This is a genomic window from Chryseobacterium shigense (assembly GCF_014207845.1).
GTDB lineage: Bacteria > Bacteroidota > Bacteroidia > Flavobacteriales > Weeksellaceae > Chryseobacterium > Chryseobacterium shigense_A.
Genome location: NZ_JACHLC010000003.1, coordinates 105964 through 121358 on the forward strand (window position 1 = coordinate 105964; position 15395 = coordinate 121358).

The 15395-nt window shown below is 38.9% G+C and carries 10 protein-coding genes; 2 read left to right on the top strand and 8 right to left on the bottom strand.

What is annotated here, in order from left to right:
• Positions 1-81: 81 nt before the first annotated feature.
• The 8 genes from dnaB to HNP36_RS13305 all read right to left on the bottom strand — a co-directional run bounded on the left by dnaB (position 82) and on the right by HNP36_RS13305 (position 10596).
• Positions 82-1671 (bottom strand): replicative DNA helicase, encoded by a 1590-nt coding sequence (dnaB, locus tag HNP36_RS13270; protein ID WP_184164367.1) that lies wholly within the window; start codon positions 1669-1671, stop codon positions 82-84.
• A gap of 265 nt (positions 1672-1936) precedes the next feature.
• Positions 1937-4057 (bottom strand): T9SS type B sorting domain-containing protein, encoded by a 2121-nt coding sequence (locus tag HNP36_RS13275; RefSeq protein ID WP_184164370.1) that lies wholly within the window; start codon positions 4055-4057, stop codon positions 1937-1939.
• 101 nt (positions 4058-4158) lie between these two features.
• Positions 4159-6297: a T9SS type B sorting domain-containing protein gene (locus HNP36_RS13280; protein ID WP_184164374.1), complete on the bottom strand. Its 2139-nt coding sequence runs from the start codon at positions 6295-6297 to the stop codon at positions 4159-4161.
• Positions 6298-6388: 91 nt separating this feature from the next.
• A complete protein-coding gene (locus HNP36_RS13285) occupies positions 6389-7624 on the bottom strand; it encodes an MFS transporter (RefSeq protein WP_184164378.1) in 1236 nt (411 codons plus the stop codon).
• A gap of 93 nt (positions 7625-7717) precedes the next feature.
• A complete protein-coding gene (locus tag HNP36_RS13290; RefSeq protein ID WP_184164381.1) occupies positions 7718-8080 on the bottom strand; it encodes a hypothetical protein in 363 nt (120 codons plus the stop codon).
• A gap of 69 nt (positions 8081-8149) precedes the next feature.
• Complete coding sequence (locus HNP36_RS13295; protein ID WP_184164386.1) at positions 8150-9649, bottom strand: GH3 auxin-responsive promoter family protein; 1500 nt, start codon at positions 9647-9649, stop codon at positions 8150-8152.
• Between the two features lie 126 nt (positions 9650-9775).
• Positions 9776-10021 carry a hypothetical protein gene (locus HNP36_RS13300; protein WP_184164389.1) on the bottom strand — a complete coding sequence of 82 codons (246 nt, stop codon included), beginning with the start codon at positions 10019-10021 and terminating at the stop codon, positions 9776-9778.
• Between the two features lie 182 nt (positions 10022-10203).
• Positions 10204-10596, bottom strand: coding sequence for a hypothetical protein (locus HNP36_RS13305; RefSeq protein WP_184164392.1), 393 nt, complete (start codon positions 10594-10596; stop codon positions 10204-10206).
• Positions 10597-10848: 252 nt separating this feature from the next.
• On the opposite strand from HNP36_RS13305, the gene mfd reads away from it, so the two are divergent.
• A complete protein-coding gene (mfd, locus tag HNP36_RS13310; RefSeq protein ID WP_184164395.1) occupies positions 10849-14217 on the top strand; it encodes a transcription-repair coupling factor in 3369 nt (1122 codons plus the stop codon).
• A 353-nt stretch (positions 14218-14570) separates the two neighbouring features.
• Positions 14571-15392, top strand: coding sequence for a hypothetical protein (locus HNP36_RS13315; RefSeq protein ID WP_184164398.1), 822 nt, complete (start codon positions 14571-14573; stop codon positions 15390-15392).
• Positions 15393-15395 lie beyond the last annotated feature (3 nt).

The following is a 15395-nucleotide window of genomic DNA, read 5'->3' on the forward strand; positions in this document are numbered from 1 at the left end:
TTTCAGATCTGTATAAATTTAGTATTCCACTTAAAACTAAGTTTGAAGAATCCAGGCCGGTTATTTAAAATACTGTTGATGTTAGAAAGGAAAATCATCGTCATCATCGAAATCATTCATCGATGAGCCTGAAAGTTTTGAGCTGTCAGGAAGATCAAATGCGGCACCGGGTTGAATTGTTGTTTTAATCTTTTCAAAACCACCGGGTTCATTAGAACCGAAATTAGAAGGATAGCCTCCCATACCGCCATTAAGTGCGGCTTCAATATCCCCGAATTTGGCAAAGTGCTTCAGGAATGATAATCTTACATCGGCTGTTGCACCATTTCTGTGTTTTGCTATGATAAGCTCAGCCTGGTTTTCGGTTGAAGTTTCCTGGCCTTCTTCGTCATTGTCCCAAACTGCAATTTTATAATATTCGGGTCTGAAAATAAAGGATACAATATCGGCATCCTGCTCAATAGCTCCGGATTCCCTCAGGTCAGAAAGCTGGGGCCTTTTACCGGGACGGGTTTCTACACTTCTTGATAGCTGGGAAAGTGCAATAACAGGTACGTTAAGTTCTTTGGCGATGGCTTTTAATGAACGGGAGATCATGGAGATTTCCTGTTCACGGTTTCCGACACCTTTTCCTCCGCCTCCTGCGGTCATCAGCTGAAGATAATCCACCATGATCAGCTTTACGCCATGCTGCATTACCAGTCTCCGGCATTTTGCACGGAAGTCGAATATAGAAAGAGAAGGAGTTTCGTCAATAAAAAGCGGTGCATTTTCAAGTTCGGATACATTGGAGAACAGTCTTTGCCATTCTTCATCATCCAAAGTTCCTTTTCTCAGTTTTTCAGAAGAAATTTTGGTTTCAGAAGCAATCATCCTGGTGATAAGCTGTACGGATGCCATCTCGAGAGAGAAAAGCACCATTGGGATTTTGTGTCCTACAGCTATATTTCTGGCCATTGATAGAAGGAATGCTGTTTTACCCATCGCCGGACGGGCTGCTATAATGATGAGGTCGGAATTTTGCCAGCCTCCCGTTTCTTTATCAATATCCCTGAATCCTGAAGGAACTCCGGAAAGCCCTTCTTTATCTTTCAAAGATTTGATAGTGTCAATTGCCTGTTTTACCAATGAATTGGCGGTATCGAATCCTTTTTTGATGGTACCGTTGGTGATTTCAAAGAAGGACTGTTCCGCTTTATCCAGCAGCTCAAATACATCGGTAGATTCTTTGTAAGATGAATCGATTACGTTGGCGGAAACATTAATAAGGCTTCTTAAGATATATTTTTCCAGAATAACACGTACATGATATTCTATATGGGCAGATGAACTTACACCCATCGTTAGATCGATGATATAATGATCACCACCTGCCTGGCTGAGTTTGTCTTCTTTTTTTAATTCCTGGATAATGGTCATCAGATCCACAGGGTGGTTACCTTCATAAAGTTTCAGGATCGTGGCAAAAATAACCTGATGTCTCGGGTCATAAAATACTTCAGGAGTAAGAAGGTCAATAGAATGGTCAAGCCCCTTCTTGTCTATTAAAAAAGTTCCTATAACCAGTCTTTCAAAATCTACAGCATTGGGAGGCATTTTTCCATCCGCAATAGACAATTCTCTTGCAAAGTTTCCGTGTGTAAGGGATGATAATGTTTCTTTCTGCGCCATACTGCAAAGATAGTTTATTTAAAAAAATAATTAAAAAATAGTAACTAACAAGTTATCAGCAATTCGTTCTTAACGTGTAAAAACAGAACTCAGATGAGTGTTAGTAAAAAGTGGGGTTCAAAAATAGAAAATTTTCAATAAGTAATATTCATCAGGGTGAAAATGATAAATGATTTTTTTTATTTACTATTGATGAAATAGGGGTATTGAATAAAAAAAGACTGCCAATTACGACAGTCTTTCTTTTTATGGTCTAAGAATTAACTTATTCTTTATTTTTTACCAGTATCCATCCTGAATATTTCGTTTCGGTACTGTTTTTATCGTTTTCGTTCCATGAGATGGTGTACCAGTAAGTACCTGTAGGGATTTTCTTGCCGGAGGCTGTTCCGTCCCATTTGTAGTCTCTCATTTTATTGGCTTCATAAAGCTTGTTTCCGTATCTGTCATATACAATGAATATCAGATTTTTCTTATAAGCCAATGCAGAATAATCAATTTCGTCATTTACCTTATCCCCGTTCGGAGTAATAGCGTTGATCAGGTTTGGTATCGTAACAGTAATCTGGATAGGATTACAGTCGAAAGAATCCTTTAGGAAGATTTTATTTTCTCCTCTAGGAAGCCCGCTGAATGTATTGGTTGTCTGCCAGTTGATACCATCTACTGAATACGTATAAGGAGGGGTTCCGCCTGAAGCATTTATTGTAATAGTGTTATTGCTGATATCCACGCTGGCAATTACCGGCTGTGAAGAAGCAAAAACAGTTACAGTCTGTAAAGTGAAGCATTTTCCTGTTTTCAGTTTTACCCAATAAACTCCTATTCCTGCATTGTTGATAGATTGTGTGGTGGCACCTGTGCTCCATTCGTAACCGTCAAATCCTGGCCCTGCATCCAATGTTGTTTTAGCTTCAGCACAGATTGTTTTGTCTTTCAGCACGGCAGATTTTACCGGAGGAAGAACTTTTAACGTGATCTTGGCAATAGCGTAACACTGGTTGGTATTGGTTACTCTTACATAAACCTCAGTGCTTTCAGTAATGTAAGCATTTGCAGGAGAAATCGGGTTGGTTTCTGCCTTGGCATCGATTAGTGTCTTGTAGAATTTCTTCGTTTGTCCCGCTATCGAACCTACATCAGCAGTTGTAAGATCAAATGTAGATTTCAGGACATCATTTTCAATGTAACATTCTTCCAGTATTGCATCTTTTAACGTTACCACCGGGTGGAATGATAGCGTAATGGCTGCTGTAGCCGTACATCCAAATACAGAAATTACTTTAACGTAAACTATTTTCTGAGGGGAAATATAATCAGTAGGGTTGGTAATTTCGTTAGTATCAGCATTCAGATCGGCAAGAGTAGGATAATATTTTTTGGTTACGGTTCCGGTAAATACATCTGCCGTTGTAAGGTCAAATTTACCTATACCCTCACCATTATTGTTACAAGCAAAAATAGTTGCATTTCTTGCTGTAATGCTGGCATTTACGAATTTAAACTTACCACTTATGAAACATTTATTGATAACGCTGTTCGGGTTGTCAGGATCAAAATACCGGATTCTGTAGTAGTAAGTAGTTGTTCCGTTTACAGTAGCAGTGGTAAGTGGATCTTCTCCTGTAATAACATCGTTAACGTTGTCATGGTAAGTAACCTGGAAATTAGGGTTGTTCCCATTGATAATACCTGGAGTAAGGGTAGTAAAGTTGAACTGTGACGGAAGCCCGCATACCATGATGGTTGTAGGGTCATCCGGATTAGCTCCAGGGATACCAGGCGGAAGGAAAGGATTAGGCGCAAGAACAGGATCGTTAAATGCTGAACTTAAGGTAGCGGTACCACCCCATGTCATTTTAAATCCGTCCGGAGAACTTCTGAAGTTGTCTACAACAAGATAATATGTTTCACCGGCCAGTACCTGCATATATGGGCTCCACTCAGCTGAGTTTCCTGCATTTCCGTTTGTATTGGGAGGTGGAGGTGGAGGCAAAGTTAAAGTAAGTCCTGTATTTCCCGTTGGAGTACTACCGTTGTAGTTACATCTTAGCGGCGTTACAAAAGTGTTATTGGTATTTAAAGAAGTACATCCATTGGTTGTAGGACCGTATACTGCAAAATCGTAGTCATCGGAATTTACGTTGGGATCAATAACGAATGTTAAAGTTCCGGATGTAGCAACGGTAAAAGTATACCATACCGAGAAATTCTCACTTCTGCCCAGACATCCGTTTGCGGATAGATTCTCTGCGATAGTTCCATGTCCTGACGGGGTGTACGATAGCTCAGAGTTTCCGCAAAGAGGGATTGCCGTGACGCAATCGGACTGTGCATAAAACACCTGTGCTATAAATAGAATTAAAAGAAGTAATGTTTTTTTCATGTTTAAAATGATTTTTGTGAAACAAGATTTGAGTAAAATAAAGTTATCAGCATTTATGTTAAAAAAACCGCCCCGTAGAGCGGTTTTATTATGACAAGAAATTATTCTCTATTTTTTACCATTACCCATCCTGAGAATTTAAATGGTGTGTTCTTTTTATCATTTTCATTCCATGTTACAGAATACCAGTATGTTCCTGTAGGAACTTTTTTACCGGCAACAGTTCCGTCCCACTTGTATCCGTTTGTTTTATCGGCCTGGTGGATCTTGGTTCCATATCTGTCGAAGATACTTAATATAAGACCCTGTTTTCCTGATAGCGCTGAATAATCTATAACATCATTAATACCGTCTCCGTTTGGAGTAATAACGTTAATAAGATTAGGTACAACAACTGTTATATCAATAGGCTCACAATCGTAGGCATCTTTTACATATACCGTATGGTCTCCTCTTGAAATATTGCTGAATACGTTAGAATCCTGCCAGTTAATATTATCCATAGAATACTGATAAGGAGGAGTCCCTCCGATAACATTTACGGTTATAGAAGTATTGGCAATATCAATACTTGAAACAACCGGCTGTTCGGAAGCATATACTTTTACGGTCTGTAATGTGATACAGTCTCCGGTTTTTAGTTTAACCCAGTAGGTTCCTACGCTTACATTAGTAATACTCTGTGTAGTGGCTCCTGTGCTCCATTCGTAACCGTTAAATCCAGGTCCTGCATCCAGTGTTGTTTTATCTTCAACGCAGATAATCTTATCCTTAAGAACATTTGAGTACACCGGAGAAAGTACAGTAAGAGTTACTTTCGCAATAGAATAACATCCCTGCGCATTAAATACTTTTACGTAGATAACTCCTGATGGAGCAGTATAAGCAAGGAAGCTTAAAATTTCATTTGTTCCGTTTACTGCATCTGTAAGAGAAGGATAATACTTTTTTGTTGCACTTGTCAGTGTGGTTACTATAGCATTGCTCAAATTAAATGTTCCCAGTGAAGGGTTTGTTTCAAGGAAACATGATCTCAGAGAAGAATCAGTTACCGGTACCAAAGGATGGAATTTCAATGTAATTTCAGCTGTTGCCGTACATCCGAACTCATTGGTTGCCTTTACATATATTTTTCCTTCGGCAGATACAAACTGGTAGATTGCCGGGCTTGTAATCTCATTCGTTCCTGCATTCAGGTCGAACATAGTAGGATAATATTTTAATACATGATTAGGGCCGGCTCCTATAGCAGCGGTTGTAAGATCGAACATTGCCGTACCTGAACCATTGTTGCTGCAGCTTGTAAGTGTGGCATTGGTTAGAGTAAAGCTTCCGTCTCTAAATTTAAATTTCCCTGTAATAAAGCACCCGTTCATAGGGTTGCTTGGATTTGTAGGATCCTGATATACAATTCTGTAGTAATAAACTGATGCAAGATTTACTATTTCTGTTGTAACAGGATTTCCGCCTGTAATCACATCATTGGTATTCTTGTGATAGCTTACCTTGAAATTTCCACTGTTGCCATTGATAATTCCTGTGCTTAATGAAGCAAAGTTGAATGGAGTGGCAAGTGAACATACAGTCACCTCGTTCGGATCATTCGGGTTAGCAGCCGGAAGTCCCGGAGTAACAAATGGATAAGGTGCCAGAGTAGGATCGTTAAATGCAGAGCTTAAGCTTGCGGTACCGCTCCATGTCAGGGAGAATCCGTTTGCAGAACTTCTGTAGTTGTCTACAACAAGATAATATGTCTCGCCTGCCTGTACTACAAGGTGTGGGCTCCATTCGTCCTGGTTTCCAGCATTTCCGTTTGTATTTGGCGGTGGCGGTGGCGGTATAGTCAGTGACAGGCCTGTATTCCCCTGGGAGCTACCTGTGCCCCAGAAATTACATCTTACCGGTGTTACAAAAATATTACTGTTGTTCAGTGAAGTACAGCCGTTGGTGGTAGGACCGTAAACAGCGAAGTCATAGTCATCAGTATCAACGTTGGGATTAATTGTAAATGCCAATGTTCCTGAGGTTGATGCCGTGAAACTGTACCATACGGAAAAGTGTTCATTTTCCGTATCACTAAGACAGGAATTCACACCAATGCCTTCCAGAACATTCCCTGGTCCCGACGGTGTATAAGAAATATCTGAGTTTCCACAGATAGATATTGCACTAATACAATCTGATTGGGCATATAAGATGCGCGAGCAGATGATTAGAAAAATGAGTAATGCTTTTTTCATAAAGGGGGATTTAAAAAAGACAAATATAAAAAATTATTAAAGTTAAATTAAAGTTTTTGTGATATATTTAATAGAATCAGCATATTATTGTCTAATAATTCATTTTTCTCAGCTTGGGATTGGTACTCGCTACAAGAATAGCGACTAAAACCGTCATACTTCCCCCGAAGACTACAGAACGTACCACGCCTAGCAATTTTGCCATCAGTCCGCTTTCAAACTGCCCCATTTCATTACTCGACATAATGAATATGGAGTTGACGCTCAATACACGTCCCCTGATGTTGTCAGGAGTTTTCAGCTGCACAATGGTTCCTCTGATTACCACTGAAATTCCATCCAGCATTCCGCTCATTACCAGGAAGATAAATGACAGCCAGTACAACTTGGATAACCCGAAGCCAATAATGCAAAGCCCGAATCCGGCAACAACTGCAAGAAGGATTTTTCCCTGATTTTTTCTTAACGGAACAAGCGCCAGAAGAGTAATGATGCACATAGAGCCTATATCTGAAGCGGCATTCAGAAGACCGAAGCCTTCCGCTCCGGCATCCAGGATGTCAGTGGCAAATACAGGGATCATAGCAACAGCCCCACCAAAAAGCACCGCAAACATATCAAGGCATAATGCCCCTAAAATTTCTTTTGTTTTAAAGATATAAGAAATACCTTCACGCATACTTTCCACAACATTTACATTCTCTTTTTTATATTCGGAATGCTGCTGTTTCAGCTGCCAGAAGAATAATGAAGCAATAAATATCAGGGAAATAATAACAACCAAAGTCCATTTTACTCCGAAATAACCGATAAGAAGTCCGCCCACAGCATGTCCGCATACGGAAGAGATCAGAAAAGTAGCCTGGTTCAGGGTTACTGCATTCGGGAGATTTTCCTTCTTTACAATTTTAGGGATCATTGACGGAACAATAGGTCCAATGAAAGCTCTTGCAATTCCTGTGAAAAATATAACACCATAGATGAAATAGGTAATTTCGTGGCCGTTAAAATGCATCTCTACATTGAAAAATGCTGGAATCAACAAAAGACCGATCAGGAATATATAGGCATAATTGCAGATCAGAAGCAGTCTCTTTTTTTCGTTCATGTCAATAACATGGCCCGCATACAGTGCGCAGCTTACCGCCGGAATTACCTCCGAAAGCCCGATAAGGCCTATTGAAAATGGATCTTTTGTTAACTGATATACCCACCATCCCAGTAAAGTTGCGAGCATTCTGAAGGCTAAAACAATAAAAAATCTTCCCGTAAGAAGATTCCTGAATTCAACATTTTGCAATGTTTTTAACGGTGTAAAGGAAATCATGCACAAAAATAGCCCTAAATATTTATTTAAGGCTGTTTATATAGCGGTTTTTTAAATGATAAATCAAATAGGTCCCGAAAGATAAAATCTATTTTAGTCTGCCCTCAGTGAACTGATCACGATAGCTGCAACACCCGCAGCACCAATTACGGCTGCACCTGCTGTTACTCTCGCTTTGGATCTGTCTTTTACGGCAGCTACATTGGATTTCGGGATAATTACTTCTGTACTGTCTTTTTTGCCTGTGGTTCCTATCAGGTTATCACCGTCAATATTTCGGAACAGCATTTTCTGCTTTGGAGAACCATCTTTCATGGAAACAACGTACATTTTTCCAGCCTGAAGATTAGAATAATTGTTTTTAGAAACATCTTCGCTGTATTTTGTTGTGGCACAGGATGAAATTACAAATAAAGATGTGAGTAAAGATGATTTTAACAGTACAGATGCTTTCATTATTATTTTTTATTTTTTCAAATTTATAATTTTTTTCGAATATATGTTTTTGGAATTGAAAAAATATCTTTAAAGTTTGTAAATTTCCAATAGATCTGCAATTTTTCTGTCATTCGCAAGTCTGGGTATTTTATTTTGGCCTCCCAATTTACCCTGGGATTTTGCATACTCATGGAAAGCATTCTTTTTTAGTCCGGTAATATGAAGCACCTGAAGAATATTTCCCGTAATGAGATCATCATAATATGTATTTCTCTCTCTAAGCTGGCGGTCCAGTTCATTTCTGAATAACTCTAAATTTTCAGGCTCTTTTTCAAATTCTATCATCCATTCATGATACGGAAGTCCTTCTTTAGGATTTACCTGTGGAGCAAGATGGAATTCCGTGATCTGTGCAGGATGCTTTTCCAAAGCAGCTTTCATGGCTTCTTCAACTTCAAAGGCGATTACATGCTCTCCAAAGGCAGACGTGAAATGTTTCGTTCTTCCGCTTACCAGGATTCTGTACGGCTCCTTATCTATGAACCTTACAACATCACCTATTGAATAAGCCCACAAACCTGAATTGGTGGTAAGGATAAGTGCATAATCTTTGTGGAGTTCTACATCTTTTAAAGTCAATCTTCTGGCATTGGGTTTACCGTATTCTTCCAGAGGAATAAATTCATAGAAAATTCCGTGATCCGTTAAAAGAAGCAGCCCCTCTTTCATATAGTCGTCCTGAAAAGCAAAAAATCCTTCAGATGCCGGAAAAGTTTGGATAATATCAACTTTCCCGCCCAGTAGTTCATTCATTTTATCCCGGTATGGCTCATAATTGACGCCCCCGGTAACAAGAAGCTGCAGATTGGGGAATAACTGTTTGATCTTCTTTCCGTGTTTCTCAGTAAGTTTCTCAAAATACATAATCAGCCACGGCGGGATTCCTGAAATAAGCGTCATGTTTTCATGTTCCGTTTCTTCAATGATCTTGTCAACTTTGGCCTCCCAATCCTCCATAATATTGGTATTCCAGCTCGGAAGACGGTTTTTTTGAAGGTAGGCCGGAATATGATGGGCTACGATTCCTGAAAGACGTCCTGTTTTTATGCCAAAGACTTCTTCCAGTTCAGGGCTTCCCTGGAGAAAGATCATTTTTCCGTTCACAAAATCTGCATTATTTTTCTTTGCAATATAATGAAACAGTGCGCTTTGGGCTCCCGCAACCTGAAACGGCATTCCTTCCTTTGAGATCGGAATATATTTCGAGCCTGAAGTTGTGCCTGAAGTTTTTGCAAAATATTCAGGAGTTTCGGTCCAGAGAATATTGGCCTGTCCTTTTTTTACCCTTTCGATGTAAGGTTTCAGATCTTCATAATCTGCAACGGGAACCTTATCCTGGAACTCCTTAACAGATTGTATATTTTCAAAATCATGTTCCCTTCCGAAAAGGGTTTTCTGAGCTGTTTTTACTAAGGACAGCAAAAGAGCTTCCTGATTTCTCACTGAGTTTTTTTTGAATTCCCCGGTTTTCCGGACATGTTTTTTTGCCCAGATCAATGCCGCATTTTTCTTGAAGAAGTTTAACATGCCTCAAATTTATAAATAAGTATAGAATATGAAATCATTTTAAACAGGATGCCATAAAAAAACCGGTGAATATTCCACCGGTTTCTTCGAAATTTGATTATGAAAATAACAACTATATGTTAAAGTTTACTTGCTTGCTTTATATCTTTTGTCTGGAGTACCGTCTTTTTTAAGATGTTTGTTTTCTTTATACCTTTTGTCGGGTGTTCCGTCCTTTTTCATCTTTGCTGCAGGTTTTGCAGTTTTAGCTTCGGGAGCTTTTACTGTTTTTGTAGTTTGATGAGATGCTGCAGTACTTGCCGGAGCAGTCTGCTGTGCGGTTGCAAATCCCAGTCCTAGGGCCAGTGACATTGCTGTTAATAATTTTTTCATGAGATGTACTGTTTATTTTTCTTAAGTAAAGGTATACAAAAAACAGGCTGAAAAATCTGCATTTTTAATACTTAACTAAAGTTTATTACTGCTTAAAAAAAACTTAAACAAGAATCTTTAAGACAAAATAAGCCTGCTTCCGTTGAAGAAGCAGGCTTTCTTTATAATGATGAATAGTTGATTTAACGTGTACAGTTGGCAGTCCAGGTTTTACCGTCCTTGATATACAGAATCTTCAATTCATTATTGTCAATTCTTATATAAGAGGTAGCGCTGGATCCTACCATTACAAGGGTGTGGTCACCCTGCTGCTGAAATTCTACTCCGTTAAGATCCGGAATACCGTTGGAAAATGCAAAATTATATTTTGTACCGCTCGCGATCTTGGTTACAAATACACTTCCATTGTCTGTACTGTTATTGGTAGATCCGTCATTGTAAGAAATGCTTCCTTTGTAAGTTCCTGCAAAGAAGTCATTGTTTACAGGATCGTCGTCATCACTGCACGATGTAAATGATAATGCGGTTACAAAGACCAGCATAAAGAGTCCTAAAATTTTGATTGCTTTTTTCATAATGTTATTTCTTTAAAGTTCGATAGGGTAGAATTGCCAAACACTGTGCCATGCCGAAATAATGGTATTTTTTTAACTTTAAATTAAATAAATTGGTAAAAAATTAAGATTTGGGTATGTATATGTTGTTTTTAATTATATTTTTGGCAATTTGAAATTTCGGAAGGAAAAAAAATATCCATATCTTTGTATTAATCAAACGGTTTCGGAATACTCCCGAAATCGCTTTTGTCGTTTATATCGTTACTACTTATGCAGCTAAAACCTATCCGCGAAAAATTTCTTCCCGATCTGCTTCAGAAAGAGTTTGGAAAAGAAATCTTCATCCAATTAGAAAAAAGTCAGCATGTTTCCGTGAGAGGAAGTGCAGGGTCCTCAGTTTCCATTTTTGTTGCTGAACTCTTTTTAACGCAAAAGAAAACCGTTCTCTATCTGGTGGATGATAAGGAAGATGCGCTGTATGCCAATACCGAAATGGAAGACCTGCTTGGAAAGGATAAGGTACTGTATTTCCCGGCAACTCACCTTGAGCCGTACCAGGTAGAGAAAACACAGAATGCCAATCTTGTACTCAGGACGGAGGTTTTGAATAAGATCAATTCCGGAAAATCACCTAAAGTTATTGTGGCTTATGCAGGGGCGCTTTCTGAAAAAGTTTTGAAAAAAGAAGACTTTAAAGCCATTTCGCATCATATAAAAGTGGGAGACCAGCTGGATTTTGATTTTGTGGATGAACTGCTGAATCACTATAATTTCCAGCAGGCAGATTTTGTTTCTGAACCGGGAGAATTCTCCGTAAGGGGTGGAATTGTTGATGTGTTTTCGTATTCCAATGAAAAGCCTTACCGTATCACTTTCTTTGGGAATGAAGTGGAAAGTATTAAGACCTTTGATATTGAAACACAGCTTTCCATAGATAAAATAAAAGACTTTCAACTGGTTTCCAATATGAACTTTTCAGTATCCGGAACCAGGGTTTCATTGCTTCAGCTGCTGGCTAAAGAAAGTTGTGTTGTATCCAGAAACGGAGCTGTCGGGATGCAGAAGATCAGGGCTTTTTATGAGAAATCATTGGAGAAATATGAAACGTTAAGTAAAGATATTGCCCACAGAACACCACAGGAACTTTTTATTTCAGATCAGGATTTTTTATTCGATTTCAAAAAATTTAAAACAGTTGATTTTGCAGGTATTACTATTGAAGGGCTTAAAGAAGTTACCGAAATAAAAGTTGAACAGCTTCCACAGCCTTCTTTCCACAAGAATTTTGAATTGCTGATAGAAGATATTGAGGAAAAGCAGAATGAAGGTTTTGATACCTGGATCTCTTTTTCTACAGAAAAACAAAAAGAAAGACTTGAATCCATATTTGAAGAGCTGGAGCATGAGCTTCCTTTTAAAAGTTTTAAATCCGAATTACACGAAGGCTTTGTAGATAATGACCACAAGCTTTTAGTATATACGGATCACCAGATCTTTGACCGCTATCAAAGGTATAAAGCGAAAAATACCTTTGCAAAATCCGAACAGTTAACCCTGAAAGACCTGATGTCCCTGAAAATTGGAGACTATATTGCCCATATCGACCATGGAATTGGCAAGTTCATGGGGCTTGTCAAGGTAAACAATGACGGGAAAATCCAGGAATGTTTTAAACTTACTTACAAAAACGGGGACTTATTATATGTAAGTATCCACTCACTGCATAAAATTTCAAAATATAACGGTCCGGACGGAAAAGAAGTTGTATTGAGCAAATTAGGTTCTCCGGCCTGGAAATCTTTGAAACAGAAAACAAAGGCAAAAGTAAAACAGATCGCTTTTGACCTTATCAGGCTGTATGCGGAAAGAAAAACAGCAAAAGGATTTGCCTATACACCGGATTCTTACCTGCAGAATGAGCTGGAAGCCAGTTTTATTTATGAAGATACTCCGGATCAGGAAAAAGCAACCATTGATGTAAAGCGTGATATGGAGGCGGAAACGGTTATGGACAGGCTGGTTTGTGGAGATGTAGGTTTCGGGAAAACAGAAGTTGCGATCCGTGCAGCATTTAAAGCGGCAACAGATGGGAAGCAGGTTGCTGTATTGGTTCCTACCACTATTCTGGCGTTTCAGCATTACAGGAGCTTCAAGGAAAGGCTGAAAGATTTTCCCGTAAATGTCTCTTATGTAAACAGATTCAGGACAGCCAAGCAAAAATCAGAAGCTTTAGACGGTCTTAAAAACGGCAAAGTAGATATCATCATCGGAACACATCAGCTGGTAAGCACCTCTGTAAAGTTCAAAGATCTGGGATTGCTCATTATTGATGAAGAGCATAAATTCGGAGTTTCAGTGAAAGATAAACTGAAAACACTAAAGAATAATGTAGATACCCTTACATTGACTGCCACACCGATCCCGAGAACGCTTCAGTTTTCCCTGATGGCCGCAAGAGATCTTTCGGTTATAAAAACACCACCGCCAAACAGGCAGCCGGTTGATACCCAGCTGATCGGTTTTAATGAAGAAACCCTGAGGGATGCTGTCTCTTATGAGCTTCAGAGAGACGGACAGGTATATTTCATCAATAACAGGATAGAAAACCTGAAAGATATTGCGGGACTTATCCAGAGACTTGTACCGGATGCAAGGGTTATTACAGGGCACGGACAAATGGAAGGCAAACAGCTGGAAAAGAATGTCCTTGATTTTATGGAAGGAAAATACGACGTTCTTGTTTCCACAACAATCGTTGAAAGTGGAGTAGATGTTCCCAATGCCAATACAATATTTATCAATGATGCCCAAAAGTTTGGAATGGCAGATCTGCACCAGATGAGAGGAAGGGTAGGGCGAAGCAACAGGAAAGCTTTCTGTTACCTCATTACGCCTCCGTATGATATGATAACTTCTGATGCCAGGAAGCGTCTTGAAGCCATTGAGCAGTTCTCTGATTTAGGAAGCGGCTTCCAGATTGCTATGAAAGATCTTGAGATCCGTGGTGCAGGAGATCTTCTTGGTGCTGAACAAAGCGGTTTTATTAATGAGATGGGGTTTGAAACATACCAGAAGCTGATGCAGGAGGCTCTGGAAGAATTAAAAGATGATGCAGATTTTGAAAATCTGTTTGATAATGAAGAAGACAGGCAGAAGCTGTTCAAATCCGTAAAAGATGTCAATATTGATACCGACCTGGAGCTGATGCTTCCGGATTTCTATATTTCCAATACGGAAGAAAGATTGCTGCTGTATCAGAAAATTGCAGAGATTAATAATGAAAAGGATCTTCATCAGTTTGAACTTGAATTGATGGACCGTTTCGGAGCCTTACCGAAAGAAGCCATCAATTTATTAAAAAGTGTTGCGCTGAAATGGCTTGCTGCGGAAATAGGATTTGAAAAGATTGTAATGAAGAATGGTATATTTTTAGGATATTTCCCTGCGAATCCTCAGGATAAGTTTTATCAGACAGACAGATTCAGGCATATCATTAGTTATTTAACACAAAATCCTGCGGAGGCCCAGCTTAAGGAAAAGATAGGTAAAGAAGGAAATCTGCTGATGATGAGAAAAGAAAAGGTGAAAAATGTGGATGAAGTTAATATTCTTTTAAAAACAATTATCGGACACAACTAAAAGAATAAGTGGTTTGGAATTTTAATCTGAAATAAAAAAGATCCGGAAATTGTAATTTCCGGATCTTTTTTTTGACCTTTTGAATGTGTAACTTAAAAAAGGCTATCCTGAGGTAAACAGGAAGATAATTTCTAAAATCACGGAATAATGAGAAAAAATAATACGGAATCGGCTTCTGATATTGGGTTTGGAAGATGTATGCCGGGTAAAACAGGAAGAAAAATGATATTTTGTAGTAATAATTCTACTTTTCTGTACGATTAATTTTACAACATAATCGCTTTATTTATATGTGTTTAGATGGATATAAATGGTTTTTTATATTTTTAATTCATACCTTTGCAGCCTTCATTATGAAAAGAATTATGTATGGTTGCGCGGCCGGATTTTTATCCCTCCATAGTTACGCGCAGGTGGGAATTGGAACATCTTCTCCCAAATCTATTCTCGATGTCAACGGGAAAACCACTTTAAGAAAAGAACTCAGAGTAGGCGGAACATCTGCCCAAATAGGGAATGCAGGACTGAACGGACAGGTTTTGGTTTCGCAGGGAGACGGATTGCCTCCGGTCTGGAAATCACTGAATGTTTCCTTTATGGAAGAAGGTCAGTACAAGCTTATCAATTCATATTTATCTTCAGACCAGGCAGGAATTACCGATCTTTCGGATGGTATTGCAGCAGATAATATTTATAAAAACAATGTTGGAGATGATATTGCCGATACCTCAAAAGGTAAATGGTCTAAAATTACCGGACTTGAGAATAATTTTATTATCAAGAACGGGAAGAACAGGCTTACTTATCAGTTCCAGACAGGAATAGAGATGAAGGCCCCGAATGCAGCCGCTTCCCAGTCCGTTACTTTTACATGTGGGGTTTTCAGGAACGGAAAGCTGGTGGCAGTACGCCCTGACAAAGTTGTTTCAAACAATAATACAGAAAAATCTGGGATTCAGGATTATATTTTCACGCTTAACTATACGGAGCAGAATGTTCCGGTAGGAGCACAGAAACTTGAAGTGGCGTGCAGAAAAATCAACACATCCAATGTTAACTCCCAATTTACGGTAGGCCGTAATGTATCCGATACCAATACCGTTTCCAATGCATTTACCCTTGAATCTGTCATGAAGATAGATGTTATTGAATACGTTACCTATAAAAGCAATTAATTA